Source organism: Acidovorax sp. JMULE5 (assembly GCF_013376875.1).
Taxonomy (GTDB): domain Bacteria; phylum Pseudomonadota; class Gammaproteobacteria; order Burkholderiales; family Burkholderiaceae_C; genus Acidovorax; species Acidovorax facilis.
The window spans coordinates 800399-826717 of the sequence record NZ_CP035951.1; the positions used below are offsets into that span (position 1 = coordinate 800399).

A 26319-nucleotide genomic window follows, 5' to 3' on the forward strand; every position below is an offset into this window, starting at 1 on the left:
CGGTGGATGCAATCCGATAGCCGCTGCATCGGACAAAAGACTGAATACCGCCCATCGGTTGGGCACTACCGTTCACGGTCTGCGGGCCTTTTCGAGCGCGGCGGGATCAACGCGCAAGACATCCCACAGCCCTGCAAATCGCCTGGAGACCGCTGCCCCAGGGTAGGTAGGGCTGACGGACAATAGGGGCAGCCCGGCCGGACCGGATGCGGGTTCAGCGGTGGTACCTCCAGGCACTCGTCGCTGTTGACGGGAGCACACTGTGCAGGTGTCCCGTCCTGTACAAGCAATCCCTGAGTTCGCGGGTGTCGGCCCGGTGCACAATTTGGCCCCTTTCCTTGTTCTTTTGATGCTCACTCTCAGCCCGGATCTTCAGACACCGCTGGTCAGCCAGATCGTTGATGGCCTGCGGGGTCTCATCGCTGGCCAGGTGCTCAAACCTGGTGCCAAGCTCCCCTCCATCCGCGCCTTTGCGGCAGCCCACGGCGTGAGCGTGTTCACCGTGGTCGAGGCCTACGACCGCCTGGTGGCGCAGGGCTGGCTGGTGTCGCGGGCCAATGCAGGTTTTTTTGTGAAGCGACGGGGCGATGAGGGCGCTGTGCCCGGTACTGGTGCGCCCGAGCGGCCGGTGCCCCGTTTCGATGCGCGCTGGTACCTCAAACAAATTTTTGAAAACCGCAACCTGCCCATGAAACCCGGCTGCGGCTGGTTACCTCACGACTGGCTGTTTGGCGATGCGGTCAAACGCAGCATGCGTCAGCTGTCGTCCGACGGGCCCGAGCTGGATGGCTATGGCCTGCCCCACGGCCACATGGCGCTGCGAATGGTGGTGGCCGAGTCGCTGGCCGAACACCATCTGGCGGTGGACGCCGACCAGGTGCTGCTGACCCAGGGCTCCAGCCAGGCACTGGACCTGGTGGCGCGCCGCATGGTCAAGCCTGGTGACGTGGTGCTGGTGGACGACCCGGGTTACCCCAACCTGTTGTTCATGCTTCGCTTTGCAGGAGCCCATGTGGTGGGTGTGCCGCGCACCGCCACCGGCTACGACCTGCCGGCGCTGGAGGCCCTGCTGGCCGAGCACAAGCCCACGGTGTTCTTCACGCAGCCGCGTCTGCAAAGCCCGACCTGTTCGGTGGCATCGGTGGCGCACCTGCACCGGCTGCTGCAACTGGCCGAGCAGCACCACTTCATGCTGGTAGAGAACGACATCTATGCCGACATGGACCCTGGTGTGCGCCCCTCGCTGGCCAGCCTGGACCAGCTCAACCGTGTGATCTACCTGGGCAGTTTCTCCAAGACGATTTCGCCCAACCTGCGCACTGGCTTTCTCGCGGCGCGGCGCGATCTGCTCGATGAGCTGGTGCAGCTCAAGATGATCTCGGGCCTGACGTCATCAGAGATCACCGAGCGCATTACCTTTGGCGTGGTGACCGACGGGCGCTGGCGCAAGCACCTCAAGTCCCTGCGCGAGCGGCTGGCCGAGGCACACCGCACGGTGGGGCGGCGCTTGCTGAACCTGGGGTTCGAGCTGTTTCACGAGCCCGAGGCGGGCATGTACCTGTGGGCGCGCCATCCTGATCTGCCCGACAGTGCCGAGCTGTCGAAGGAAGCCACGGGTGCGGGCATCATGCTCGGCCCCGGTCAGCTGTTTCTGGTGGAGCCGCGCCCCACGGGCTGGCTGCGGTTTAACGTGGCGTTCAGCCAGGACGAGCGCCTGTGGCGCTTTCTGGAGCAGCGCATTCTGCTGGGCCAGCAAGTGTCGGAATAGGCCTGCTGTTGCCGCTGCTGGGGTGAAAAATTTAGGCCGTTTTGGCCGCCGGCGCTTATTGGTAAAGCGCAATATGCTATAAAAATTAGAGCAATTGCCCGTTGGAACTGAGGCTGTCCACGCGGTTGCAGGCGCTGTGTGCGTGGTGGCGCGTGCTACCGGTCAATGATGCGCCGCGCAAACCGCTCCAGATACTCCATCAACTGCTCCGCGCCAGCAATGGCCTGGGCTTCGTCGCCACTGGCAATGCCCTGCGCCAACTGCATGTGCGCGCGGGCGCCCTCTGACACCTCGCCTTCGTGCTGGTAGGCGTACCAGAAGCGGCGGCACTGCACGATGAGCGGTTGCACGCATTTGACGGCCGAGTGGTTCTGGCTGGCCTGGTGGGTGAGGAGGTCCAGCTCATGGTCGGCCAGCATGTAGTCGTCGAGGTGGCCGCGCGCTGCGGCCTGCACCATGTTTTCCGCACACCGCACGATGGCCTGGCGCTGCGGCGCGGTGGCGCGGCGTGCGGCGTTGGAGGCCAGCAGGCGCTCCAGCACGCGGCGGGTCTGGATCACGTCCAGGTGGTCGGCCAGATCGATGTGTGACACCAGCAAGCCGCGCCGGGGCTGCTGCACGATGAGCCCGATGGACACCATGCGCAGCAGTGCCTCGCGCACCGGCGTGCGGCCCAGGCCTGTGCTCTCGGCGATCTCGGCCTCCACCACGGGGCTGCCCGGCTGCAGCTGCAGCGTGGAGATCATGGTCTCGATGGCGTCGTAGGCCACGTCCGCCGCGCGCCGCTTGGGCGCGGGGTCTTGCTGGGGGGAGGGGCGGCGGAGTGTCATCGGGCGTGAAGGACGTTGCGGGAGGCCGCATCTTATGGGATGCGGCCCCGGTGACCCTTGCGGACTGTCAGAGGCTTGCGCCCGCCTTGCGCAGCTCGGCAATCTGCGGCGCCTTGGGCAGCCACAGCTTGTCGAACTCCTGGATGATGCCGTCGGGGTTGAAGGACGATGCCGTCTTGAAGGCGATGGACGTGCCCTTGAACTTCTCGATCAGCCCGGCCTCGGTGGTCACGATGTCATTGATCTGCGCATCCAGCGACTGGGCCACCAGCTTGCGGATAATGTCCTTGTCCTTGGCATCCAGACCTTGCCAGATGCGGCCGGAGACCAGCGGAGCGAACGGCATGAACAGGGCGTTCATCTGCAGCAGCGTCTTGGCCACCTTGTCGAAGCGCTGGTTCCACGAGAACTCGATGTCTGCCTCCAGCCCGTCGACCTGGCCGTTGCTCATGGCGTCGAACACCTGGGGCGTGGGGATGGGCGTGGGCGCGGCGCCGAGCATTTGGTAGAAGTCGCGGTACACGGGCGTGGGGTTGATGCGCAGTTTCATGCCCTTGATGTCGGTGGGCACGGTGATGTCCTTGGTGGAGAACACGGCGCGCATGCCGGTGATGCCCCAGCCCAGGCCAATGGTGCCGGTTTCGCGCGGCAGCACTTCGAGCAGCTTGGTGGCGGAGGGGTGCTTGACGAGTTTGGCCACGGCAGGCGTGGAGCGCACCAGGTAGGGCGCATTGATGGCTGCAATGCTGGACACGCGCGAGCCCAGCTCGGCCGCCTGGATCCAGCCCATGTCGAGCGCGCCGGATTGCAGCTGCTGCATCATCGCCGCCTCGTTGCCCAGCTGGCCCGAGTGGAAGACCGTGACGCTCAGGCGGCCATCGGTTTCCTTCTTCAGCGCCTCGCCAAACTGCACGGCAGCACGGTTCCACGAGTGGCCTGCGGGCGTGATCAGGCCCAGGCGAAACTCCTTGGTGTCGGCGGCACGCACCAGGGCCGGAAAGCCCAGCCCCGTGACGGTGGCAGCGGCCACGGCGTGGCGCTGGATGAAATGGCGGCGGGTGACAGCGGGGGTGTGGGCGGGCTGGGTCGTCATGGTGAACTCCGTGTGAAAGAACTTTGGGAGGGGACGGGGGATTTGCTGGGCGGCGGTCTACTTGAGCAAACCGAGCGACAGGCTGGGGAACAGTGACAACATCACCAGCGCCACGCAGCTGATGATGAAAAACGGCAGCGTGACGATGAACATCTTTCCGGGCTTGGCCCCGGTGACGGCTGACGCGACAAAAAAGCTCAGGCCCACGGGTGGGGTCATCAGCCCCAGCACCAGGTTGACGACGATCACCACACCAAAATGGCGCGGGTCGATGTGATAGACCTCGGTGGCAATTGGCAGCAGGATGGGGGCGGTCATGATGAGACCGGGGATGCCGTCGATCACCGTGCCGATGACCAGCAGGATGGCGTTGGTGAGCAGCAGGAAGGTGACCGGGTCGTGCGCCACGGTCTCCACCCAGGCGGCCACCATCTGCGGCACCTTGCCGTAGATCAGCAGCCACGAGAACACGGCCGCTGCCGCCACCAGAAACAGTACGATGGCCGAGTAGATCGCCGAGCGCAGCAGGATCGCGGGCATGGCGCTGAAGCGGAACTCCTTGGTCACATAGCGACCCACCAGCGCCGATACCAGCGCACCCACGGCGGCAGATTCGGTCGGGTTGGCCAGGCCGCTCAGGATGGAGCCCACGATGATGATGGGGATCAGCAGCGTGGGGCTGGCCTGCACCACAGTGCGCGCACGCTGGGCCAGCGTGCGCTTTTCGCTGCGCGGGTAGTTGTAGACAAAGCCCATGAGCGCGATCACGACAAAGAACAGCACGGTGAGCAGCACGCCGGGCAGGATGCCTGCAATCAGCATGTCGCCCACGGCCACCTGGGCCAGCACGCTGTAGACCACAAACATCACCGAGGGCGGGATGATGGGCCCGAGCATGCCGCCGTACACCGTGAGGCCCGCCGCAAAGGTCTTGTCGTAGCCCTGCTTTTCCATCTCGGGCACCATGACTTGCGACATGATGGCCACCTGCGCGGTGGCCGAGCCGATGATGGATGACACCAGCATGTTGGCCAGGATGTTCACGTAGGCCAGCCCCCCTTTGACGGAGCCGATGAAGGCCATGGACAGGTCCACCAGCCGCCGCGTGATGCCGCCGCTGTTCATGATCTCGCCGATCAGGATGAACAGCGGAATGGCGATGAGGCCATAGCTGTCCACCCCGCCAAACATCTGCATGGGGAAGGACTGGAACAGCACCGGGCTGCCGATGCTGAGGATGTACACCGCGCCCGACAGGCACAGGCAAACGCCGATGGGCACACCCACCATCAAGGCGGCGAGGAAGAACAGGGTGGTGATCATGGTCGGGCTCTGGTGGGTTTTGCTGGCGTGGGGGCGTTCAGTTCACGGCGTCGGCGTTGACTACGTCGAAGCCCGCGTGCTGCACACGCTCTGCGGCGCCCATGTCTTCGAACAGGTTGGCCAGTGCATGCACGCTGAAGGTGGCCGAGAAGATCGGCAGGATGAGTTGCAGCACCCAGGTGGGCCAGTTCAGCGTCTGGGTGCGCTCGGTGTAGATGAAGTTGAAGCTCTCGGCCGCAAACTCCTTGGCGTCAAAGCCGTAGCGCGCAATGCCGATGGGGTCCATCCACACCCAGCACATCACTAGCATGGCCAGGCCAAACAGCAGCACGCCGGACGTGGCCACCACCTTGAATGCCTTGGCGCCCCGCGCGCCGAGGTGGTCGGTGAGCATGGTCACGGCAAAGTCCATGCGCAGCCGCGTCATGACCGAGGCGCCCACAAAGGTCAGCCAGACCACCGTGTAGACCGCCGCCTCGTCCACCCAGTAGATGGGCATGCCGGTGTAGCGCGTGACCACGTTGAGCAGGATCAGCAGCACCAGCAACGTCATGAGGGCGGTGAGCAGATGCCGCTCCATGCGCAGAACCTGCGTGGACAACGCCAGCACCCAGCGGACGGGAGCGTGCGGCGCCGGAGATTGCGGGGCGGGTGGACTGTGGGGTGTGGGCATGATGGGGTTCCTGGGGAGGAGGGCGGCGAGGAAAGAAAAGCCTGGTGCTTTTTAATATCTAACAAATATATTTAAAAGCAAGATAGATGCCTGCTGGGTGCGGGTAAGCCCTGAAAGGAAGGACGGGGGAAAACGGCTGCGCGCGCGTCAGCCCGAGGGAGTTGCGGGCTCGCGCTGAGCGCTGGTGGTGGGCGCGGACGTGCAGGCGGCCAGCGTGCCAATGCGTGTGGGCGCCAGCAGATGCCGTGGGGGCGCAGGCGTCCAGCCAAACAGGTGCTGTGCGGCAGCGCCGCAAATGCGGCCCTGGCACGCACCCATGCCGCAGCGGGTGTGGAGCTTGGCATCGATCCAGCCGTTGCGATCGGCCAGTGCAGCGTAGGGCACGTCTTCGCAGCGGCACACCAGGGTGCCAGGCTGCGCCAGGGTTTTGAGTGCTTCGTTCAGTGGAAAAGAAGCCTGCAACGCCTGCGCAAAGCGCTCCCAGCGTGCCAACTGCGGGCGCAGCGCCTGGGCCTGTTGCACCCGTCCCGCTGCCACATGTCCTGCCATGGCGCCCTGAACCAGTGCACGTTCGCTGCCGCCAAAGCCGGTAGCTTCACCCGCGGCGAACACTCCGGGCGCGCTGGTGCGCATCTGTGCATCGACAGCCAGGCCCTTGCCACCGCTCAGCGGCCCGCCCAGTGTGCAGCCCAGCATCTGCCCCAGGTGGGTGTTGGGTACCAGCCCGAACCCGCAGGCCACGCGGTCGCAGGCCATGGTTTCTTCGGCGTGTTGGCCTTTGCGCAGCCTCACTGTTTGCACCTGCGTGGTGCCTTGAACTTCCAGCACATGGCTGCTGGCCCGCAACTGCGGGTGAAGCAGCGTGAGGGCTTGCAACGCCTTGGCAGGCCAGCGCGGCAGTTGCGCTGCAAAGCCAGCGAGCGCGCTCCACGGCGCCTGCTCCGCCACGCGCACCACGGTGGCACCCGCTTTGTTGGCGGTGGCGGCAGCGGCCAGCAGCAGAGGGCCTGTGCCTGCAATGACGATGCGCTGGCCGCGCACGTCGAGCCCTGCCTTGATGAGGGCCTGCAAGGCGCCTGCACCCGTCACACCGGGCAACGTCCAGCCCGGAAAGGGCAGCAGCAGCTCGCGGGCCCCGGTGCACAGGATGATGCGGTGGCTGTGCTGGGTCCAGCCCCGGTCTGCGTCTTCCAGCAGCAGGGCCGGGGCCTTGTCGCCGGGTTGGGAATCACCCAGGCCCACCACGCGGGTGCCCGGCAGCAGGCGGATGTTGGTGTGCTGGGCCAGCGCCGCGCGGTGCTGTTGCGCCAGGGCGGGCAAGACCACCTGGGGGCCGTCGCGCCAGATTTGCCCGCCGGGCTGCGGGTTGTCGTCCACGATGGTGATCGCTGCCCCGCTGGGTGCGGCAGCGAGGGCGGCCGCCAAACCTGCAGGGCCTGCGCCGATGATGAGGATGTCGCAGCGCTCGTGCGCCGAGTGTTGCTCGGTCATGGGTGGGGTCACGGGCTGGTTCATGGCGTGGCGCTCCCGGGTGCTGTGCCGGCATCGGTGTGAATCGACATGCCCTCGGTGCAGACCGTCTGGCACGCCAGGCGTGTGCGGCCGTGGATGCTGACCCTGCATTCGTGGCACACCCCCATGCCACACAGCGGTGCCCGCGCCGCGCCGGTGACCGAGGTGCGTGTGGTGCCTGGCGTTTGCTGCGCCAGGGCGGCGGCGACGCTGGTCCCTGCGGGCACCTGCAGGGGGGTGCCATTCACCACGATGTGCACCAGGGCGGGTGTTCTGGATGCGGTCATGGTGTGCTCAGGCCTGCAAAGCGGGCAGGTGCAAAGGGCGTGGGGTCGATCGCCGGGGCGCCCCCTGCGATCTGGGCCGCCAGCAACTGCGCGGTGGCCGGGGCGGTGGTCACCCCCAGTCCTTCATGTCCCACGGCCAGCCACAGGTGCGGGTGTTGGGGGTGCGCGCCAATCAGCGGCAGGCTGTCTGGCGTGGCGGCGCGAAAGCCGGTCCAGGTGCGGATGGCGTTGAGGTCGGCCAGGCCTGGCAGGTAGTCGAGTGCCCGTTGCAGCATGCGCGCCATCACGGCGTTGTTGACGGCGGGGTCGGTGGTGTCGAACTCGCGCGACGAGCCGATCAGCAACTGCCCTGTGGGCCGGGGCTGCACGTTGAAGGCCACGGAGGTACCGTCGCTGTGGTGCGCGCTGGTGATGTAGCCCAGCTCCACCAGCTGGTGGTGCACGGAGCCTGGGTAGCGGTCGGTGATGACGAGGTGGCCCTTTTTGGGGCGCAGCGGCAGGCCGGGACACAGCTGCGGGGCCTGGATGCCGCTGGCCAGCACGATGGCGCCGGCGCTGCGCTGGCTTCCGTCGCGCAGGGTGACGGTGTGGCCGTCGATCTGCATCGCTTCAGCCTGCTCAAACACAAAGTGTCCGTGGGCTGCGGCCTGGTCCAGCAGCCACTGGGCTGCGCGCGGGGCATAGACCACGCTGTCCCCCTGCACCTTGAGCGCACCCGCCAGACCGGGGCGCAGTGCGGGTTCTGCGCGGGACAGGGCGGCCGCGTCGAGCATGTCGCAGGCGATGCCGTGCGCTCGCAGGGTGGTGCGTTTGTCATGTGCCGCCTGCAGTTCTGCATCGTTGGCAGCCAGCCAGAGCGTGCCGCAGGCGGTGAAAGCGCAGCCTGCGTCCATATGGGGCGCCCAGGTGTGCCAGAGGTCCAGTGATGTCTGGCTCAGCGCTAGTTCAGCCGGGTTGTCGTCCATCACCACCAGGTGGCCCATGCCTGCCGCCGTTGCGCCGCCGAGGCGCGCATCGATCACACGCACCGAGAGCCCGGCCTGTGCGAGGGCGTGGGCGCAGGCGGCGCCCACGATGCCGGCGCCAATGACGAGAACGTCGGTGTGTTGCATGGCGCGCGTGTGTTTTTGGACGAGCGGCGGATTACAGCCGGATGCCCCAGCCAAAGGGGTCGCTGTCTTCGATGAGCAGTGTGGCCTCGGCGCTCATGTGTGCCCGGCCACGCAAGGTAGGGATGACCTTGCCATCTTCCTGCAGCGTATAGCTGGCCTCGAAACGGCTGCAGATGATGCTGGCTTGGCGCCAGATGGCTCCCGGTGCCAGCTTGCCGTCTGCCGCCAGGCAGGCCACCTTGGCGCTGGTGCCCGTGCCGCAGGGCGATCGGTCATACGCCTTGCCGGGGCACAGCACGTAGTTGCGACTGTCGGCGGGGTCATCGGCCTGGTCGTCGTCGGCAAACAACTCGATGTGGTCGATCTCACCGCCGTTGTCGCCCCGAATGCCCTGGTCTTTGAGGGCTTGCTGCACGGCGCAGCTATAGGCCATCAACGCCTCCAGGTTGTCACTGGCTACACGCTGGCCGTGGTCAGAGATCAGGAAGAACCAGTTGCCGCCCCAGGCCACATCGCCCACCACGCGGCCATAGCCGGGCACGTCCACCGCCAGCTGATGATGCAGCCGGTAGGCCGGCACGTTGCGCACGCTGACAGAGCCATCCGTGTGCAGGGTGGTGGTGACGGTGCCCACCGGGGTTTCGATGCGGTGCTCGCCAGGGGTGATGCGGCCCAGGTAGGCGAGCGATGCGATCAGCCCGATGGTGCCGTGGCCACACATGCCCAGGTAGCCGCTATTGTTGAAGAAGATCACGCCCGCTGCGTTGGCCGGGTCTTGCGGCGCACAGAGCAGGGCGCCCACCACCACATCGCTGCCACGCGGCTCCAGCACGGTGGCGGCCCGCCAGGCATCGTGGCGCTCGGCCAGCAGCGCACGCCGTTCGGCCATGGTGCCAGTGCCCAGGTCCGGAAAACCGTCGATGACAAGCCGGGTCGGCTCGCCGCCGGTGTGGGAGTCGATCACGTGGATGCGTTGCATGGTGCTCTGGTGGTGGTGGAGTAGGGCGCTCAGTGTCTCAGGCGACAGACTGGTATTTTGTAGGGCGCGTGGCCAGAGCCTTGCGCACCACGCTTTCTACAAACGCGCGCTCTTCGCCCACCAGTGGCAGACGTGGGCGGCGCATGTGTTCGGTGCCCACACCCACCAGCGCGTCGATGAGCTTGAGGTTCTGCACCAGCTTGTTCGATACATCCAGGTGCAGCATGGGCGTCATCCACTGGTACAGCGGCAGCGCCTCGGCAAATTTGCCCGCCTTCATCAGGTCGTACAGCGCCACGGTCTCGCGCGGGAAGGCGCAGCCCACGCCCGCCAGCAGGCCGTCGCAGCCCAGGGCCAGGCCTTCGTAAGCCAGGTCGTCCACGCCCAGGAAGAGCTGGTAGCGGTCGCCCACGGTGTTGCGCAGGTCGGTGATGCGGCGGATGTCGCCGGTGCTTTCCTTGATGGCGGCGATCCATTCGCAATCGGCCAGCTCCACCATGTGCTCGGGTTTCAGGTCCACGCGGTAGGCCACAGGGTTGTTGTAGACCATCAGGGGGCGCTGGGCGGCGCCCGCCATGGCGCGCACATTGGCCATGGCCTCGCGGGCGTCGGCCACGTAGATCACCGAGGGCATGACCATGTAGCCGGCTACACCGAGCTTGTTGCCCCCGTCGATGTAGCGCAGGGCCTCGCGGGTGCTGGTTTCGGAGACGTTGGCGAGCACTGGTACGCGGCCGTCAGCGGCTTCGAGGGCGATCTTGGCAACCTGGAGCTTTTCTTCCAGCGTGAGGGTGCTGGCTTCGCCGAGAGAACCGCAAGTGACCAGCCCGTGGATGCCGTTGCGGATCTGAAAGTCGATGTGGCGGGCTGTGCCCTCGGCGTCGATGGACTCGTCGGCGTGGAACTTGGTGGTGATGGCGGGGAAGATGCCTTGCCAGCGGGGTTGTGGGTTCACGAGGGGCTCCTTGGATGAGTGGGAGGGTTGCAGTTATTAATATATTAACAAGATATTTAAAGGGCGCAAGCGGATTTTTCCGCATCCGTTGGCGCATGGAGTGGAGGCGTCTATCCCCGCCCTGTCGCCCTACCGCCACGGACCGCCAGCCTGCAAACCTATAATGAAAGGTTGGTCCCCATAGGGGCAGCGACAGGCAGCGTGCAGGCGCGGGTCCTGCGGCCTGCCTGCTGCGTGCAACCACTCCACAACACCATGAGCACTCCCACTTTTTCTGTCGCTGACATCCGCAAGTCCTTCCTGGACTTCTTCGTCTCCAAGGGCCACACCGTGGTGGCATCAAGCCCCCTGGTGCCCGGCAACGACCCCACGCTGATGTTCACCAACTCGGGCATGGTGCAGTTCAAGGACGTGTTCCTGGGCACCGACAAGCGCTCGTACAACCGCGCGGTGTCGGTTCAGGCCTGCCTGCGTGCGGGTGGCAAGCACAACGACCTGGAAAACGTGGGCTACACCGCGCGCCACCACACCTTCTTTGAAATGCTGGGCAACTGGTCGTTTGGCGACTACTTCAAGCGCGAATCGCTCAAGTGGGCCTGGGAGCTGCTGACCGAGGTCTACAAGCTGCCGCCAGAGCGCCTGCTGGCCACGGTCTACCAGGAAGACGACGAGGCCTACGACATCTGGACCAAGGAAATCGGCTTGCCACCCGAGCGCGTGATCCGCATCGGCGACAACAAGGGCGGCCGCTACAAGTCCGACAACTTCTGGATGATGGCCGACACCGGCCCTTGCGGCCCCTGCAGCGAAATCTTCTACGACCATGGCCCGCACATTGCGGGTGGCCCTCCCGGCAGCCCCGATGAAGACGGCGACCGCTTCATCGAGATCTGGAACAACGTGTTCATGCAGTTCAACATGGACGAAACCGGGGCCGTCACACCTTTGCCCGCACCTTGCGTGGACACCGGCATGGGCCTGGAGCGCCTGGCTGCCATCCTGCAGCACGTGCACAGCAACTACGAGATCGACCTGTTCGACGCGCTCATCAAGGCCGCTGGCCGTGAGACCGGCGTGACGGACCTGAACAACAAGAGCCTGCGCGTGATCGCTGACCATATCCGCGCCACCGCGTTTTTGGTGAGCGATGGTGTGATCCCCAGCAACGAAGGCCGTGGCTACGTGCAGCGCCGCATCGTGCGCCGGGCCATCCGCCACGGCTACAAGCTGGGCAAGAAGACCCCGTTCTTCCACAAGCTGGTGGCCGACTTGGTGCGCCTGATGGGCGATGCCTACCCATCCCTGCGCGAGCAGGAACAGCGCATCACCGAGGTGCTGAAGGTGGAAGAAGAGCGCTTCTTCGAGACTCTGGCCAACGGCATGGAAATCCTGGACGCTACCCTGGACGGCGGTGCCAAGGTGCTGCCCGGCGACGTGGCCTTCAAGCTGCACGACACCTACGGCTTCCCGCTCGACCTGACCAATGACGTCTGCCGCGAGCGCGACGTGGAAGTGGACGAGGCCGGCTTCAAGACCGCCATGGAAAAGCAGAAGGCCCAGGCCCGCGCGGCAGGCAAGTTCAAGATGGACAAGGCGCTGGAGTACACCGGTGCCGCCAACCAGTTCACCGGCTACGAGCACCTGGCAGAGACTGCAAAAATCGTAGCAATCTATGTAGATGGAACAAGCGCTGCGGCCCTGAAAGCCGGCCAAAACGGCGTGGTGGTGCTGGACACCACCCCGTTCTATGCCGAAAGCGGCGGCCAGGTGGGTGACGAAGGTGTCATCACCAGCGGGTCGGCACGCTTTGCGGTGGGTGACACGCTCAAGATCAAGGCCGATGTGTTTGGCCACCACGGCACGCTCGAAGAGGGCACGCTGAACGTGGGCGACACCGTGCAGGCCCAGGTCAACACCGCCGTGCGCGCTGCCACCATGCGCAACCACTCGGTCACGCACATCATGCACAAGGCCCTGCGCGAAGTGCTGGGCAGCCATGTGCAGCAAAAGGGCAGCTTGGTCAATGCCGACCGCACGCGTTTTGACTTCACGCACAACGGAGCCGTGACGGCGGCCGAGATCCGCGAGATTGAGCGCCGCGTGAACGAAGAAATCCTGGCCAACCAGCCCACGCAAGCGCGCGTGATGGACATCGAGTCGGCCCAGAAGACCGGCGCCATGATGTTGTTTGGCGAGAAGTACGGCGAAACCGTGCGCGTGCTGGACATCGGCACCAGCCGTGAACTGTGCGGCGGAACGCACGTGCAGCGCACGGGCGACATCGGCCTGTTCAAGGTGGTGGGCGAGGGCGGGGTGGCTGCTGGCATCCGCCGTATCGAGGCCGTGACCGGCGCCAACGCACTGGCGTACTTGCAGAACCTGGAAGACACCGTTAACCAGGCCGCCAGCACGCTCAAGGCGCCGGTGGCCGAGCTCAACGGCCGCATCAGCCAGGCGCTGGACAACGCCCGCGTGCTCGAAAAGGAAGTGGCTGCCCTGAAGGGCAAGCTGGCCTCTAGCCAGGGTGACGAACTGGTGAATCAGGCTGTGGATGTGAAGGGCCTCAAGGTACTGGCTGCCGCGCTACCGGGTGCCGACGCCAAGACCCTGCGCGACACCATGGACAAGCTCAAGGACAAGCTCAAGACCGCTGCCATCGTGCTGGCTGCTGTGGACGGCGACAAGGTGCAGATCGCTGCAGGCGTGACGGCCGACAGCGTGGGCAAGCTCAAGGCCGGCGAACTGGTCAACTTTGTCGCCCAGCAAGTCGGCGGCAAGGGCGGCGGCAAGCCCGACATGGCCATGGCCGGCGGCACCGATGCCTCCAAGCTGCCCGCAGCACTGGCTTCGGTGACAGCCTGGGTCACGCAGCAACTGGGCTGATGTACCGGTCACCATAGCGGCACCAGCCGCTGTGGTGTGGCAGCCATTTCTGCCAAAAATAGGGTGACGGAAAGCCGACTTTCCCCCTACATTCAAGCGCATGGACCCCCTGCGCGAAAGTCCGCAAGAGCCGGTGCCCGCCCATGGCACCCGTTCCGGTTCGCCTGATTCGGGAGGGGCCGAACTGCCCTGGTGGCGGCGCATCACCGTTCCGTTCGAGGTGGTGATTGCCTCGGTGGTGGTATCTGCCATGCTGCTGCTCACGGTGCTCTTGGTCTACCAGGTAGGCACCAGCGCGCGGCAGGCCATCATCGCGGCGTCGGACGACAGTGCGCAGCACATCAGCTTGTTGATCAGCGAGCGGGTGCACCATATCGTGGACCCGGCGGATGCCACGCTGCGGCTGCTCGCGTTTGATCCCATTGCTTCGGCCACCACCCTCCAGGCGCGGCTGCGCCGCCTGCCGGTGTTTGTGCGCCTGCTGGAGCAAAACGCTTTGCTGTCGGCGGTCTTCATCGGGTATTCCGACGGGCAGTTTTTGCTCATGCGTCCGCTGCGCAACGCTGCGCTGCGGGCACGGCTTCAGGCGCCTGCGGACGCTGCATTCCTGGTGCAGTCGATGGCGCGGGAGCGCAGCGCGGCGGGTCTGATGGGCCTGGTAGGCCGCTGGAACTATTACGACGCACAGCTGCGTCTCATCGATTCCTCCGTGCGCCCCGGCTACCGCTATGACCCCCGGTCCCGCCCGTGGTATGCCGAGGCGGCTGAAAAAAACACGCAGGTCCTCACTGCCCCCTATGTGTTCTTCACCACGCAGGAGGTCGGCGTTACGCTGAGCCAGCCCAGCGAAGACGGCCGTGCTGTGATCGGCCTGGATGTTGCGCTCACCGACCTGGGCCGGGAGATTGGCGAGCTGCGGCTGATGCCGCGCACCGAGATCGCTGTGGTGGACCAGGACCAGCGCGTGCTGGCCTACCCGGACATGTCCCGCGTGCTGGTGCGTGAGGACGGCGACCAGCCCAGCCTCAAGCTGCGCACACTCGGTGGCCTGGGGGTGCCCAGCCTGCAGGCCCTGCACAGTTTGGACATGAAAGAGGGGCCTTCGCGCCGCTTTGTGGCAGGTGGCGAGGAGTGGCTGGCCAAGGTCATGTCACTCAAGTCGCAGCGCTGGGAGGGGCTGCACATCCTGATGGCCATTCCCACCCGGGAGCTGCTGGCGGATGTGAACGAAAACCTGCAGCGCCAGGTATGGCTGTCCCTGGGGCTCATCGCGCTGATGCTGCCTTTTGGGTGGCTGGCCGGGAGGCGTGTGGGGCGCAGCCTGTCGGGTCTGGCCACGCAGGCGCAGGCCTTGGCACGGTTTGATTTCCGGCGGCCGACACAACACCACATGTCGCGCGTGCGCGAGGTGCGCGCACTGGGTCAGGTGATGGACCGCATGTCCGACACCATCCAGGAGTTCCTGCACATCACGCACCACATCAGCGCCGAGTCGCGCCTGGACCTCATGCTGTCGAGCGTGCTCTACGAGCTGGTGCGCGCCACCAGCTGCACCGGCGGTGCGGTGTACCTGGTAGAGGCACAGCGCGCGGGCCTGCTGCGCACGGCAAGGTACTGCGAAGATACTGAGCACCAGTCGCTCTACCCGGAACACCTGCCCATGGTGTTTTTCATCAACCCTGCCGAGCCGCAGGACGGCGACCAGCACCATGATGACGACCAGGCCACGCCCCAGCGCGTGCTGCGCGTGCAGCTACGCACGCGCGACGGCCAACCGCTGGGCCTGCTGGTGCTGCGCTACCGTGCGGACCAGCAGCAGGACGATGTCCACTTCCGGGCGTTTGTCGAGAAACTCTCGGGCACGTTGTCGGTCGCCATCGAGACGCGCAGTTTGATCGAAGGGCAAAAGAAGCTGTTCGATGCCGTCATCCGCCTGCTGGCCGACGCGATCGACGCCAAGAGCCCTTACACCGGCGGCCACTGCGAGCGGGTGCCCCAGTTGGCGGAATCCCTGATGCAGCGCCTGTGCGAGGCCGAGGAAGGTCCATTTGCCCACGTCGCCATGACGGATGCCGAGCGCTACGAATTCCGCCTGGGCGCGTGGCTGCACGACTGTGGCAAGGTCACCAGCCCCGAGCACATCATCGACAAGGCGACCAAGCTGGAGGCGCTCTACAACCGCATCCATGAGGTGCGCATGCGCTTTGAGGTGCTGTGGCGCGACGCGGAGCTGGACTACTGGAAGCAGTACGTGTCCGGCGTGGACCCGGTGCGGCTGCAGCGCGAGCTGTTGCAGCGGCGCGACCGCCTGCAGGAAGAGTTTGCCTTTGTGGCCCGCAGCAATGTGGGCGGCGAGTTCATGGCCGATGCCGACATCAAGCGGCTGGCCACCATCGGGCGCCAGGTGTGGCAGCGGCATTTTGATGACCGGCTGGGCTTGTCATCAGCCGAATTGGGGCGGCTGGCGAATGTGCCGACGCGCCCCTTGCCCGCCAATGAGCCCCTGCTGGCAGACCGGCCTGAACACATCGTGCCCTGGGGTGCCCGCAAACCGCCGGTGGAGGTTGGCAACCCGGCCAACCTTTGGAGCTTTGACATGGTGCTGCCAGCGCAACAAGCCCACCTGGGCGAGCTGCACAATCTGTCGATCCAGCGCGGCACGCTCACCGCAGAAGACCGTTTCAAGATCAACGATCACATCGTGCAGACCATCGTCATGCTCAGCGGCCTGCCGTTCCCGCCGCATCTGGCGCGCGTACCGTCGATTGCGGGCTCGCACCATGAAAAACTGGACGGTACGGGCTACCCCCGGCGCCTGAAGGCTTCAGAGCTGACGCTGGCAGACAGGGTGATGACACTGGCCGATATCTTCGAGGCCCTGACGGCGTCAGACCGGCCCTACAAGCCGCCCAAGACTCTGTCGGAATCGCTCAAGATCATGGGCAACATGGTGCGCGAACGCCATATTGATGCCGATGTGTTCCGCTTCTTCCTGCGCAGCGGAGTCTGGCGTGAGTATGCGGAGCAGTTCTTGCCTGCTGCGCAGCGGGATGTAGTGGATGTGGAGGCGATCCTGGAGTCGCTGAGCCAATGAGCCAATGAGCCAATGCGCTGAAGGCGGGCAGTGGTGCCCTTTCGCTCCGCCTGGGTAGCTTCAGAACAGCTCGACGTCGTCGTTGGCCACCTTGGCGGCCAGCTGGCCGCTGGCCACCAGGTCGTCATAAAAGCAGACCTGGTTGCGTCCGTGCTCTTTGGCGTAATACAGCGCCTGGTCGGCCTGGCCCAGGATCTCCACGGGCGAACCCTGCATGGTGCTCACAAAACCCAGGCTCACCGTGACCTGGCCCACCTGCGGGAAGTTGTATTCCTGCACCGCAAGCCGAAAGCGATTGAACACCTTGTGGGCGGTGCTCAGCGTCGTGGAGCGCAGCAGCACCACGAATTCTTCGCCGCCAAAGCGGAAGATGCGGTCGTGGCTGCGAAACGAGCTGCGCAGGATGTTGGCAATCAGGATCAGCACTTCGTCGCCATACAGGTGGCCAAAGCGGTCGTTGACCTGCTTGAAGTGATCGATATCCACCACCGCCAGCCATTGCTGCACGGGCTCGCCGGGCAGAGAGCCTTCTTCGGGGGGAAGAGATTCGGTAACAGTGCCCGGGCGGCCACTGGACAGGCCATTGAGCGCGTGGCGCGAGAACTGCTCGTCGAAGGTCTTGCGGTTGAACAGGCCGGTGAGGGCGTCGCGTTCGCTGTAGTCCAGCAGACTCTGGTAGTTCTGGTAGACCTGGAACACGCCCTTGAGCACTTCCAGCTTGTGCGCCGAGAACGCGCGCGACTGCGTGATCTCCAGACAGGTGGTGACCTTGTCATGCATCCACACCGGCAGCCAGAGCACATGGCGACCCCTGCGGGGCGATGCGAGAGCGCTGTCCCCCTGGTTGGCTACGCAATCGCGAAGCGCGGGGTATTTGTCCAGCGTTTCGCGGCGAGGGTCTGCGGCGGCCTCAGAATCGGTCGAAACGAGCTGACCGTCCTCAACCCAGGAACGGGGGCGAACATGGGCCACGCCGTCAATGGTGAAAAGCTCCAGTGCGCGCACTTCGACGATGCCACTGAGCGTTTGCAGCGTGGACAGCACTGACACCTCCAACCGCAAGTGGTCGCGGTGGCCAGTCATTTCCACGAGGTTCTGGAGAATGGGCTTCATTGGGGTGTACGGTGGAGCACTAGGCACAGGTTGTCAATGTCGTCGCACGAACACAACATCCCACACGCCGTGCCCCAGCCGCAGGCCCCGGTTCTCGAACTTGGTCAGGGGCCGGTAGTCAGGCTGCGGGGCGAAGTCCGTGGCGGTGTTCTGCAGCAGGGGTTCGGCGCCCAGCACCTGCAGCATCTGCTCGGCATAGGGCTGCCAGTCGGTCGCGCAGTGCAGGTAGCCACCGGGCTTGAGGCGGGCGGCCAGCTTGGCCACCAGCGGGCCCTGAATCAGGCGGCGCTTGTTGTGTTTGGTCTTGTGCCAAGGGTCGGGAAAGAAGATGTGCACACCGTCCAGGCTGCCCTCGGGCAGCATGTGGTCGATGACCTCCACGGCGTCGTGCTGCAGGATGCGGATGTTGGTAAGCTCCTGTTCGCCAATGCGCTTGAGCAGTGCACCCACACCCGGCTCATGCACCTCGCAGCACAGGAAGTTGTCATCGGGGCGCACGCGGGCGATGTGGGCCGTTGCCTCGCCCATGCCAAAGCCAATTTCGAGAATCAGCGGTGCCGTGCGGCCAAAGGCCGAAGCAGCGTCGAGCGGCGCCGGGGCATACGGCAGGACAAAGCGGGGGCCGAAGTCTTCAAAGGCCTTGGCCTGGCCCGTGGTGGTGCGGCCAGCACGGCGCACAAAGCTTTTGATGGTCTTGGGGTGGGTCACGCCAGCGGGAACCCCGCCAGATGTCGTCGCGGGGGCTGCAGCGGGCGCAGCGGTGGGGGCGGAAGCGGTAGGTGTCAGTTCGGTCACGGTGCGCCATTGTAGTTTCGTCGCCACGCGGCGACCCACAGGGTCAGTGCGTCAGAGATGCAAGGGCTGTGCGGGGCAGGCAGCGGTGGCAGGCCCAGCACCCGCGCGGCATCGTCCAGAGCCTGCAGCGGGTGGGACAGGTCCAGCGCGCGGGCGCCGTTCTGCTTGGAGAGTTTTTCGCCGTTGTCGCCACACACCAGCGGGGTGTGCAGGTAGCGGGGCATGGGCACGCCCAGGGCCTGCTGCAGCAGGATCTGGCGCGGGGTGTTGTCGGCCAGGTCTTCGCCGCGCACCACATCGGTGACGCCCTGGTCGGCGTCGTCCACCACCACGGCGAGCTGGTAGGCCCAGAGCCCGTCGGCGCGGCGCAGGATGAAATCCCCCACGGCTTGTTCCACATTCTGCTGCTGCAGGCCCAGGCGGCGGTCCTCCCACTGCAGGAGATGATTTGCTATTATTTTTGTAGCTGATGGCGCTTTTCCATCAAGCGCCAGGGCCTGTTTTTGCTTGAAATCTGTGACATTGAATCGCCACGCGCGCCCGGCGCGGCCCTGCAGCCCGTGGCGGCAGGTGCCTGGGTAAGGCAGCGCGGCATGGCGCTCACGCGTGTGGCCCTGGGCGGCATGGGCGTCTTCAATGTCCTTGCGCGAGCAGGCGCAGGGGTAGGCGTGGCCTTGGGCTACCAATTGGTCCAGCGCCCGCTGGTAGAGCGGGCTGCGGGTGGACTGCCATTGGGGGGGAGCGTCGGGCACCATGCCGCAGCTGGCCAGCTGTTGCAGGATGAGCCGGTCCGCCCCTGGCACGCAGCGGGGTGTGTCCACATCTTCAATGCGAACAAGCCACTGGCCCCGGTGCGCCCGCGCGTCCAGCCAGCTGGCGAGGGCCGCCACCAGGGAGCCCGCGTGCAGCGGCCCCGTGGGCGAAGGGGCAAACCGGCCCACGTAGCGCCGTGCAGCGCCCACCTCGGCCGTCATGCCACGGCAAGTGCCAGTTCCAGTCCCGACACGAAGGCGTCTTCAACCCGGTGCCCCAGACACCAGTCACCGCATGCACCCAGGCCCATGGATTTGTCCCACAGGTGGCTCTTGCCCAGCGGGTGGGTGGTCTGGGCATAGCGCCAGCGGCGCGTATCGGCATGCGCAGGGGTAGCCCGGATGCCGGTGACTTCGGCAAAGGCCTTGATGAGCTTGGCCTGCACGCGGGCTTCGTCGTCTTCGAGGTGTTCGGCCGACCAAGCGGGACTGGCCTGCACCGTCCAGCGTTCGACCATGTTGCGGCCGGGTTTGGACGACTCGCGTGCCAGCCAGGCAATGCGGTGGTGGGTGCTGCGTGCAGCATTCCACTGCGGGCCCAGCGTGGTCAGGCCGGGGCGCACGGCCTGCGGGTAGGCCAGCATCAGTGTCCAACAGGGGGCAATGGCCACCTTGGACAGAGCGTCGGTCAGCGGGGTGTCCACCGCCGAGCTGGCCAGCAGGGCCTGGGCAGGCACCGAGGGCTGGGCCAGCAGCACAGCGTCGAAACCGGCATAGACGTGCTGGCTGCCCGCAGGCCCTTCGGTTCGCAGTTGCCAGCCAGGGGCGTTCAACGAATCGGGCTCGATGGAGGTGACGCGGGTGTGGGTGATGAGCTGGCCGGCCTTGAGCAGCGGCTCGGCCCAGGCGCCCACCAAAGACTGCATGCCTGGGCTGGCCACCCAGTGCGCTTCGCGGTGGGGCAGGCCCGCAGCGGCCACACGGCCTGCTGCGTCCAGCACCTGCACCGAATTGGCGCTCCAGCGCTTGCAGATGCCGGGCACGGTGTCGATGGCGCGGGCAAAACGCGGATCGCGCACTGTGAAGTACTGGGCGCCTGCATCAAAGTTGCCAAAAGGGGTGTCGATGGTGGCAGTGCGGCCGCCCGCCTGGGAGGATTTCTCGAACACCGTCACGCGGTGCCCGGCCTGCACCAGGGTGCGTGCACAGGCAATACCAGCCATGCCAGCGCCGATGATGGCGAAGTGGCGCTGGGGTTTGCCAGAGAACGTGGTGGGGGCTGCGGGGGCTGCAACGGGGGGAGTTGCCAGTGCAGTGTTGCGTCGGAGCCGTTTGGCGGGAAGAGGATCGGGTTTGCTCATGGGAGGCCTTTCGGTGACGGTCGGCAAGCGAGATGCAATACAAAACCAACAGGAACCACTCTACACGCGGTATCACCCTGTCGGGACTTGATCGGGATCAGAAATGATGGTGGTTTTCCAGCAGAGCGCGGCGTGTAGTGGGGCTTTGCAGCTGGTTCAGCCACCATTGCAGTGCGCGGCCTGGTGCGGTGAAGCCCGGGCCGCCCCAGGCGTAGTGCACGCGCACGTTGCGTTCGGGGCGGGCCACGCGGCGTTCGACCAGGCGCCCGGCCTCCAGGTACGGTCGCACCATGGGTTCGGGCAGAAAGCCGCCGCCCAGGCCACGCAGTTGCACACGCACCTTGGCCTGCATGGTGTCCACCGTCAACACGTCCTGCCCGCCCAGCAGGCCCATGGTGGCGCCGCCGCGCGTGGCCGAATCGGCCACGGCCACGGCGCGGTGTTCAAGCAAGGTGGCGTCTGAGATCGGTTCGGCAGCCGCCGCAAGCGGGTGGTGGGGCGCTACTACGTAGATGAACAATACATCGCCCAGCGTGCCCTGCTGCAGGCCCGCCACGTTGTTGCCCGCCACGGATACGCCGATGGCCAGGTCGGCCCGGCCGGAGGTCAGCGCCTCCAGCGTGCCGGTCATGATGCCGTCGCGCAGCTTTAGCCGCGTCGGAGGCTTCATGGCGTAAAACGCATCCACCAGCTCTAGCATGGTGTGGGGCGAAATGATGCCGTCGATGGACAGCGTGAGCTGCGGCTCCCAGCCTGTGGCCACGCGGCGCACGCGGTGGGCCACGGCGTCGATGTCCTGCAGCAGGCGCGCGCCTTCGCGCAACAGCTCTACTCCGGCCTCGGTGGGGCGGGCCTGGCGGGCGCTGCGGTCGAACAGCAGCACATCCAGCGCGTCTTCGATCTGCCGCACGCGGTAGGTGAGGGCGCTGGGCACCAGGCCCAGTTGCCGGGCGGCGGCGGCAAAGCTGCCTGCCTCGGCAATCACCTGCAGCATGGTCAGCGCATCGGGGGTCAGGACATCACGTGCGTTTTGCATGGTGACGCCATGTTAATTCAGATTATTTGAACATTGCCATCAATTCATCTGCCCCTGCAGGGCGCACTGCAGTCCTACAGTCGAGTCTTGAAAGGAGCACTCACATGCTGACTGTTCGTAAATCGCAAGACCGGGGCCACGCCGACCATGGCTGGCTCAATTCCTTCCACAGCTTCTCGTTTGCCGGGTACTACGACCCTGCCCACATGGGCTTTGGCAACCTGCGGGTCATCAACGAAGACCGCATCGCACCGGGCACGGGGTTTGGCACCCATGGCCACCGCGACATGGAAATCATCAGCTATGTGCTGTCGGGCGAACTGGCCCACAAGGACAGCATGGGCAATGTCAAGGGCATCCCGCCCGGTGATGTGCAGCGCATGAGCGCAGGCACCGGCGTGCAGCACAGCGAGTTCAACCACGCTGCAGGCCAGACCACGCACTTCCTGCAGATCTGGATCGAGCCCAACGTGCGCGGCATCCCGCCGAGCTACGAGCAAAAGACCTTTGCCGAGGCGGAAAAGCGCGGCGCCCTGCGCCTGGTGGCATCGCCCGACGGCGCCCAGGGCTCGGTCAAGATCCATGCCGATGCGGCCTTGTATGCAGGGCTGCTGGATGGCGCTGAATCTGCCACGCTGGCGCTGAACCCCGCCCGCAAGACCTATGTGCACCTGGTGCGCGGTGCACTCAGCGCCAATGGGCAAGCCCTGTCGGGCGGCGATGCGCTGCTGATGGAAAAGGAAACCACCTTGTCGTTGACCGATGGCCACGACGCCGAGGTGCTGGTGTTTGATCTGGCCGCCTGACATTCGACGTTCATTCTTCAACCCACTTTCACCCGGAGTTCTTCACCATGTTCACATCCCTGCAAAACCCCTTGGCTCTCGCATCGCGCCTGTTGCTGGCCGCCCTGTTTCTGCCTGCTGGCATCAGCAAGCTCACCGGCTTTGCTGGCACTGTCGGTTACATCACGTCGGTAGGCCTGCCCATGCCCACCGTGGCCGCCGCCGTGGCCGCTGCGGTCGAAGTGCTGGGCAGCCTGGCGCTGATCTTCGGCTTTGGCACGCGTCTGGCAGCGCTCGCGCTGGCATTCTTCACGCTGGTGGCCAGCTTCTTCTTTCATGCGTTCTGGGACCTGCCCGCTGACAAGCAAATGATGCAGCAGCTCATGTTCTTCAAGAACGTGGGCGTGACCGGAGGCCTGCTGGCCCTGGCAGCGTTTGGCGCAGGCGGCTGGAGCCTGGATGCACGCCAGTCGGGCCGCTGAGCGATCCCCTCAAAAGGCCTGCTGACCGCAGGGCTGTGGTTTCAAGCATTCAATCCGTTCTTCCGCCGTTCTCGTTTTCCTTGTCCCCCTCGTTTCAACAGGAGTTTTCTCATGGCACACATCGCAGTTGTTTACCACTCGGGTTACGGTCACACACAGCGCCTGGCGCAGGCCGTGGCAGAAGGCGCTGGCGCTCAGTTGATCGCCATCGATGCCGAGGGCAACCTGCCCGAAGGCGGCTGGGAAACGCTGGCCGCTGCCAGCGCCATCATCTTTGGCTCGCCCACTTACATGGCTGGTCCCAGCTGGCAGTTCAAGAAGTTTGCCGACGCCTCGTCCAAGCCCTGGTTCAGCCAGGCCTGGAAGGACAAGCTGTTCGCAGGCTTTACCAACAGCGCCAGCACCAATGGCGACAAGCAGATCACGCTGGACTACATGTTCCACCTGGCCATGCAGCACGGCGGCCTGTGGGTGGGCAACGGCATGATGCCCGCCAACTCTAAGGCCGCCACGCGCAACGATGTGAACTGGATCGGCTCGTTCAGTGGCGCCATGGCGCAGTCGCCATCGGACGCCTCGGCCGCCGAGATGTTCCCTGGCGACCTGGAAACGGGCAAGCAGTTTGGCCAGCGTGTGGCAGAGATGGCTGCCAAGCTGGGCAGCTGAACCGCTGAAGCTGGTAGGCTGGCGGCGTTGTTGTCCAGCCCACAAGGAGCCACCCGATGAATCACCTTTTTGACCTTGTCTCTGTCGTTGAAGCAATGGGAGTGCTGGCATGAACGCTCCTCTGCGTCTGTCGGGCCAAGCCAAGGACCTGGGTGGTGGCTTCACGGTACGGCGCCTGCTGCCCGCGGTGCAGCGCCAGGCGGTGGGGCCCTTCCTGTTTTTTGACCACTTCGGTCCGGTGACGGTGGAGCCCGATGCGGGCCACGATGTGCGGCCTCACCCCCACATCGGCCTGGCCACCGTGACCTACCTGTTCTCCGGCGCCATCATGCACCGCGACAGCCTGGGCTATGTGCAGCAGATTGAGCCCGGTGCCATCAACTGGATGACGGCGGGGCGCGGCATCGTGCATTCCGAGCGCCGCCCGGAGAGTCTCGCAAACCAGGCCTACGTGAACCATGGCATTCAGCTGTGGGCTGCTTTGCCGGTGACCCATGAAGAGGCAGAGCCTTCGTTTGTGCACACGCCTGCAGCTGCCATTCCGCAAGTGCAGGTGGGAGATGCCACGGTACGGGTGCTGATTGGAGAAGCCTTCGGGCAGACCTCTCCAGTTGCCACCTATTCGCCAACGCTCTACCTGGATGTCCAGTTGCCCGCCGGTGCCACGTTGGAGATTCCGGCGCTGGTGCCCGAGATGGCGGTCTATACCGTGGATGCTCCGGTCCAGCTCAACGGGGACACCGTGGCTGCGCAGCTTCTGGCAGTGGCGGAGCCCGGGCAGGCCACACACCTTGCTGCAGGTGATACCCCGGTGCGGTTGATGGTGATCGGTGGCGACGCGCTGGATGCGCCGCGCCACATGTGGTGGAACTTTGTCTCCAGCCGCAAGGACCGCATCGTGCAGGCTGCCGCTGACTGGGATGCCCAGGCCATGGGGCAGGTGCCGGGGGAGGTGGAGTGGATTCCGCTGCCAGAGCGCCGCTTCAAGGCCTGACTTGGCCAAATTGTTGGCTTTGAATGTCTGAGATTTCAAGCCAAATTGGCATCTGGCGCTTGATGAATAAGCGCTATAAGCTCACTTATTGATAGCGTTTTCGCTGTCGGTGGGTAAGGGGTCGGTAGACAGGTCTGCCGCCAGCACCCTGCGTTCATCGAACACAAAACAGCCGCCGTGGTAGTGCGCGCCATCGGTCAGTTCAAAGTATTTGAGGATGCCCCCTTCGAGCTGGTAGACATGCGAGAGGCCTTCTTCGCGCATCAGGATCGCGGCCTTCTCGCACCGGATGCCTCCGGTGCAGAAGCTCACCACGGTCTTGTCCTGCAGCTCGGTCTTGTGCGCGCGCAGGGCTGGCGGGAATTCGGTGAACTTGTCGATGCGCCAGTCGATGGCGTTGTCGAAGGTGCCAGCGTCCACCTCGAAGGCGTTGCGGGTGTCCAGCGTGACCACTTCGCGCCCCTCATCGTCATGGCCCTGCGCCAGCCAGCGTCGCAGGGTGGCCGGGTCCACCGAGGGCGCGCGGCCCTGGGCGGGGCGGATGGTGGGGTGGTCCATGCGGATGATCTCGCGCTTGACCTTGACCAGCATCTTGCGAAACGGCACCGTGGCCGACCAGCTTTCCTTGGGCTCCAGATCGGCAAAACGGGCATCGGTGCGCAGCGCATCGACAAACCCGCGCACGGCCTCGGCCGCGCCCGCCAGAAAGAAGTTGATGCCTTCCTCGGCCAGCAGGATGGTGCCCTTGAGTCCCGCCGCCGTGGCGCGCGCATGCAGCAGCTCGCGAAGGGCCGCCGCATCGGGCAAAGGCACGAACTTGTAGCAGGAGATGTTCAGGACGGTGTCGATGGGGTTCACGGCAAATCAAATGAGCGCAGCGAGGGGCGCGCTTTCACTTCGGTCAAGGCAACTCGCTGAGGCCAGCGGGGGCACCGCGCTGCTGCCGGGCTGTGGCGCCTGCGGGCGTCTCAGGCGGCCGGGGTCAGCAGCGTGGTTTCGATCTTGTTGGCCAATTGGGCAATCGCCAGGGCCGCAGGGCAGCCCGGGGTTTGCAGCAGCAGCAACTGGCGGCGCATGACGGCGTCGCGTACCGAGGGATCGGCCGGGATGTCGCCCATGTGGATCAAGCGCATCGGGCGACCGGATTCAGTGGTGACAAAGCGGTCCAGCACCTGCTGCAGCTGGCTGGTGATGGCACGGCCATCGCCTGGGCGCGCGGCCTGGTTGATGACCATGCGCACATGCTGGCGCTTTTGCTGCATGGCCAGAACCTTGATGGCGGCGTAGGCGTCGGTCAGCGAGGTGGGTTCGGGCGTGGCCACGATGAGCACCTCGGAGGCCAGCGAAATGGAAAACAGCACCACGTCGGAAATGCCGGCGCCGGTGTCCAGCAGCACCACGTCGTACTGGGGCGTGAGCGCCTGGATCACGCTCAGGAATTGATTGCGCACCTCGGGCGTCAGGCGCGAATACTCGACCATGCCCGAGCCTGCCAGCAGCACGTTGAAGCCACCCGGGGCCTGGATCACGGCCTCTTCGAGCGTGGCCTTGCCGGTGAAGACGTCGTGCAGGGTGATCTTGGGGTGCAGGTTCAGCACCACGTCCAGGTTGGCCAGGCCCAGGTCGGCGTCGAGCACCAGCACGCGCTGGCCACGGCGGGTGAGGGCCGCAGCCAGGTTGGCCGACACAAAGGTCTTGCCGACCCCGCCTTTGCCGCTGGTGATGGCAATGATGCGGGCACCCGTTGCAGAGTGCGAGGGTGAGGCGGCGCCAGCAGGAGCCGCTGGCGATGTGGGTGGGGGAGGGGACAGCGCGTCGCTCATCTT

General features: G+C 65.4%; 23 protein-coding genes. 7 read left to right on the plus strand and 16 right to left on the minus strand.

Going from position 1 to position 26319, the window contains the following annotated elements; translation table 11 throughout:
• The first annotated feature begins 349 nt into the window (after window positions 1–349).
• Window positions 350–1768: a PLP-dependent aminotransferase family protein gene (locus EXV95_RS03665; protein ID WP_176885849.1), complete on the plus strand. Its 1419-nt coding sequence runs from the start codon at window positions 350–352 to the stop codon at window positions 1766–1768.
• A gap of 155 nt (window positions 1769–1923) precedes the next feature.
• On the opposite strand, the gene EXV95_RS03670 is transcribed toward EXV95_RS03665, so the two are convergent.
• From EXV95_RS03670 to EXV95_RS03710, 9 genes are all read right to left on the minus strand, one after another.
• The gene (locus EXV95_RS03670; protein ID WP_176885850.1) at window positions 1924–2598 is read right to left on the minus strand and encodes a GntR family transcriptional regulator; all 675 of its coding nucleotides are present in this window, start codon (window positions 2596–2598) and stop codon (window positions 1924–1926) included.
• Between the two features lie 67 nt (window positions 2599–2665).
• Window positions 2666–3691: a TRAP transporter substrate-binding protein gene (locus tag EXV95_RS03675; RefSeq protein ID WP_176885851.1), complete on the minus strand. Its 1026-nt coding sequence runs from the start codon at window positions 3689–3691 to the stop codon at window positions 2666–2668.
• A gap of 57 nt (window positions 3692–3748) precedes the next feature.
• Complete coding sequence (locus EXV95_RS03680; protein ID WP_176885852.1) at window positions 3749–5014, minus strand: TRAP transporter large permease; 1266 nt, start codon at window positions 5012–5014, stop codon at window positions 3749–3751.
• A 37-nt stretch (window positions 5015–5051) separates the two neighbouring features.
• Complete coding sequence (locus EXV95_RS03685; RefSeq protein WP_176885853.1) at window positions 5052–5687, minus strand: TRAP transporter small permease; 636 nt, start codon at window positions 5685–5687, stop codon at window positions 5052–5054.
• A 147-nt stretch (window positions 5688–5834) separates the two neighbouring features.
• Complete coding sequence (locus tag EXV95_RS03690; protein WP_255484911.1) at window positions 5835–7202, minus strand: FAD/NAD(P)-binding oxidoreductase; 1368 nt, start codon at window positions 7200–7202, stop codon at window positions 5835–5837.
• Window positions 7199–7486, minus strand: coding sequence for a (2Fe-2S)-binding protein (locus EXV95_RS03695; protein WP_370460180.1), 288 nt, complete (start codon window positions 7484–7486; stop codon window positions 7199–7201). The genes EXV95_RS03690 and EXV95_RS03695 overlap by 4 nt, the downstream gene beginning before the upstream one ends.
• Window positions 7483–8598: an FAD-binding oxidoreductase gene (locus EXV95_RS03700; RefSeq protein WP_176885854.1), complete on the minus strand. Its 1116-nt coding sequence runs from the start codon at window positions 8596–8598 to the stop codon at window positions 7483–7485. Before EXV95_RS03700 ends, EXV95_RS03695 begins: the two co-directional genes overlap by 4 nt.
• Window positions 8599–8629: 31 nt before the next feature.
• On the minus strand, window positions 8630–9577 hold the full coding sequence (locus EXV95_RS03705) for a 4-hydroxyproline epimerase (protein WP_176885855.1): 948 nt from the start codon (window positions 9575–9577) through the stop codon (window positions 8630–8632).
• 37 nt (window positions 9578–9614) lie between these two features.
• Complete coding sequence (locus EXV95_RS03710; protein ID WP_010458555.1) at window positions 9615–10532, minus strand: dihydrodipicolinate synthase family protein; 918 nt, start codon at window positions 10530–10532, stop codon at window positions 9615–9617.
• A 255-nt stretch (window positions 10533–10787) separates the two neighbouring features.
• Here EXV95_RS03710 and alaS point away from each other — a divergent pair, with 255 nt between their 5' ends.
• Window positions 10788–13415 (plus strand): alanine--tRNA ligase, encoded by a 2628-nt coding sequence (gene alaS, locus EXV95_RS03715; protein ID WP_176885856.1) that lies wholly within the window; start codon window positions 10788–10790, stop codon window positions 13413–13415.
• A 100-nt stretch (window positions 13416–13515) separates the two neighbouring features.
• The gene (locus tag EXV95_RS03720) at window positions 13516–16509 is read left to right on the plus strand and encodes an HD domain-containing phosphohydrolase (protein ID WP_176885857.1); all 2994 of its coding nucleotides are present in this window, start codon (window positions 13516–13518) and stop codon (window positions 16507–16509) included.
• 60 nt (window positions 16510–16569) lie between these two features.
• Here the strand turns inward: EXV95_RS03720 and EXV95_RS03725 are convergent, their stop codons facing one another.
• From EXV95_RS03725 to EXV95_RS03745, 5 genes are all read right to left on the minus strand, one after another.
• Window positions 16570–17622, minus strand: coding sequence for a GGDEF domain-containing protein (locus tag EXV95_RS03725; protein ID WP_176885858.1), 1053 nt, complete (start codon window positions 17620–17622; stop codon window positions 16570–16572).
• Window positions 17623–17655: 33 nt separating this feature from the next.
• On the minus strand, window positions 17656–18417 hold the full coding sequence (gene trmB / locus EXV95_RS03730; protein WP_055398104.1) for a tRNA (guanosine(46)-N7)-methyltransferase TrmB: 762 nt from the start codon (window positions 18415–18417) through the stop codon (window positions 17656–17658).
• The gene (gene gluQRS / locus EXV95_RS03735) at window positions 18414–19391 is read right to left on the minus strand and encodes a tRNA glutamyl-Q(34) synthetase GluQRS (protein ID WP_176885859.1); all 978 of its coding nucleotides are present in this window, start codon (window positions 19389–19391) and stop codon (window positions 18414–18416) included. The genes trmB and gluQRS overlap by 4 nt, the downstream gene beginning before the upstream one ends.
• The gene (locus tag EXV95_RS03740) at window positions 19388–20530 is read right to left on the minus strand and encodes an NAD(P)/FAD-dependent oxidoreductase (RefSeq protein ID WP_176885860.1); all 1143 of its coding nucleotides are present in this window, start codon (window positions 20528–20530) and stop codon (window positions 19388–19390) included. Before EXV95_RS03740 ends, gluQRS begins: the two co-directional genes overlap by 4 nt.
• Before the next feature lie 97 nt (window positions 20531–20627).
• Complete coding sequence (locus EXV95_RS03745; RefSeq protein WP_055398106.1) at window positions 20628–21566, minus strand: LysR substrate-binding domain-containing protein; 939 nt, start codon at window positions 21564–21566, stop codon at window positions 20628–20630.
• Window positions 21567–21670: 104 nt separating this feature from the next.
• On the opposite strand from EXV95_RS03745, the gene EXV95_RS03750 reads away from it, so the two are divergent.
• From EXV95_RS03750 to EXV95_RS03765, 4 genes are all read left to right on the plus strand, one after another.
• A complete protein-coding gene (locus tag EXV95_RS03750; RefSeq protein WP_176885861.1) occupies window positions 21671–22372 on the plus strand; it encodes a pirin family protein in 702 nt (233 codons plus the stop codon).
• 47 nt (window positions 22373–22419) lie between these two features.
• Window positions 22420–22833: a DoxX family protein gene (locus EXV95_RS03755; RefSeq protein WP_055398108.1), complete on the plus strand. Its 414-nt coding sequence runs from the start codon at window positions 22420–22422 to the stop codon at window positions 22831–22833.
• A gap of 111 nt (window positions 22834–22944) precedes the next feature.
• Entirely contained in the window at window positions 22945–23499 is a 555-nt protein-coding gene (locus tag EXV95_RS03760) for a flavodoxin family protein (RefSeq protein WP_055398109.1), read from the plus strand.
• Window positions 23500–23608: 109 nt separating this feature from the next.
• Window positions 23609–24493, plus strand: coding sequence for a pirin family protein (locus EXV95_RS03765; protein WP_176885862.1), 885 nt, complete (start codon window positions 23609–23611; stop codon window positions 24491–24493).
• A gap of 81 nt (window positions 24494–24574) precedes the next feature.
• On the opposite strand, the gene EXV95_RS03770 is transcribed toward EXV95_RS03765, so the two are convergent.
• Window positions 24575–25342, minus strand: a complete 768-nt coding sequence (locus EXV95_RS03770) for a sulfurtransferase (protein ID WP_121422718.1) — start codon at window positions 25340–25342, stop codon at window positions 24575–24577.
• A gap of 119 nt (window positions 25343–25461) precedes the next feature.
• The gene (locus tag EXV95_RS03775) at window positions 25462–26316 is read right to left on the minus strand and encodes a MinD/ParA family protein (RefSeq protein WP_121506525.1); all 855 of its coding nucleotides are present in this window, start codon (window positions 26314–26316) and stop codon (window positions 25462–25464) included.
• Window positions 26317–26319: the final 3 nt, after the last annotated feature.

What these genes read in the sequence shown, in the direction of transcription:
- EXV95_RS03705 (WP_176885855.1), bottom strand. Translation starts at nt 9,577, where the DNA reads ATGCAACGCATCCACGTGATCGACTCCCACACCGGCGGCGAGCCGACC.
- EXV95_RS03725 (WP_176885858.1), bottom strand. Translation starts at nt 17,622, where the DNA reads ATGAAGCCCATTCTCCAGAACCTCGTGGAAATGACTGGCCACCGCGAC.
- alaS (WP_176885856.1), top strand. Translation starts at nt 10,788, where the DNA reads ATGAGCACTCCCACTTTTTCTGTCGCTGACATCCGCAAGTCCTTCCTG.
- EXV95_RS03700 (WP_176885854.1), bottom strand. Translation starts at nt 8,598, where the DNA reads ATGCAACACACCGACGTTCTCGTCATTGGCGCCGGCATCGTGGGCGCC.
- EXV95_RS03685 (WP_176885853.1), bottom strand. Translation starts at nt 5,687, where the DNA reads ATGCCCACACCCCACAGTCCACCCGCCCCGCAATCTCCGGCGCCGCAC.
- EXV95_RS03690 (WP_255484911.1), bottom strand. Translation starts at nt 7,202, where the DNA reads ATGAACCAGCCCGTGACCCCACCCATGACCGAGCAACACTCGGCGCAC.
- EXV95_RS03765 (WP_176885862.1), top strand. Translation starts at nt 23,609, where the DNA reads ATGAACGCTCCTCTGCGTCTGTCGGGCCAAGCCAAGGACCTGGGTGGT.
- EXV95_RS03675 (WP_176885851.1), bottom strand. Translation starts at nt 3,691, where the DNA reads ATGACGACCCAGCCCGCCCACACCCCCGCTGTCACCCGCCGCCATTTC.
- EXV95_RS03755 (WP_055398108.1), top strand. Translation starts at nt 22,420, where the DNA reads ATGTTCACATCCCTGCAAAACCCCTTGGCTCTCGCATCGCGCCTGTTG.
- gluQRS (WP_176885859.1), bottom strand. Translation starts at nt 19,391, where the DNA reads ATGACGGCCGAGGTGGGCGCTGCACGGCGCTACGTGGGCCGGTTTGCC.
- EXV95_RS03670 (WP_176885850.1), bottom strand. Translation starts at nt 2,598, where the DNA reads ATGACACTCCGCCGCCCCTCCCCCCAGCAAGACCCCGCGCCCAAGCGG.
- EXV95_RS03775 (WP_121506525.1), bottom strand. Translation starts at nt 26,316, where the DNA reads ATGAGCGACGCGCTGTCCCCTCCCCCACCCACATCGCCAGCGGCTCCT.
- EXV95_RS03750 (WP_176885861.1), top strand. Translation starts at nt 21,671, where the DNA reads ATGCTGACTGTTCGTAAATCGCAAGACCGGGGCCACGCCGACCATGGC.
- EXV95_RS03745 (WP_055398106.1), bottom strand. Translation starts at nt 21,566, where the DNA reads ATGCAAAACGCACGTGATGTCCTGACCCCCGATGCGCTGACCATGCTG.
- EXV95_RS03740 (WP_176885860.1), bottom strand. Translation starts at nt 20,530, where the DNA reads ATGAGCAAACCCGATCCTCTTCCCGCCAAACGGCTCCGACGCAACACT.
- EXV95_RS03665 (WP_176885849.1), top strand. Translation starts at nt 350, where the DNA reads ATGCTCACTCTCAGCCCGGATCTTCAGACACCGCTGGTCAGCCAGATC.
- EXV95_RS03680 (WP_176885852.1), bottom strand. Translation starts at nt 5,014, where the DNA reads ATGATCACCACCCTGTTCTTCCTCGCCGCCTTGATGGTGGGTGTGCCC.
- EXV95_RS03760 (WP_055398109.1), top strand. Translation starts at nt 22,945, where the DNA reads ATGGCACACATCGCAGTTGTTTACCACTCGGGTTACGGTCACACACAG.
- EXV95_RS03695 (WP_370460180.1), bottom strand. Translation starts at nt 7,486, where the DNA reads ATGACCGCATCCAGAACACCCGCCCTGGTGCACATCGTGGTGAATGGC.
- EXV95_RS03720 (WP_176885857.1), top strand. Translation starts at nt 13,516, where the DNA reads ATGGACCCCCTGCGCGAAAGTCCGCAAGAGCCGGTGCCCGCCCATGGC.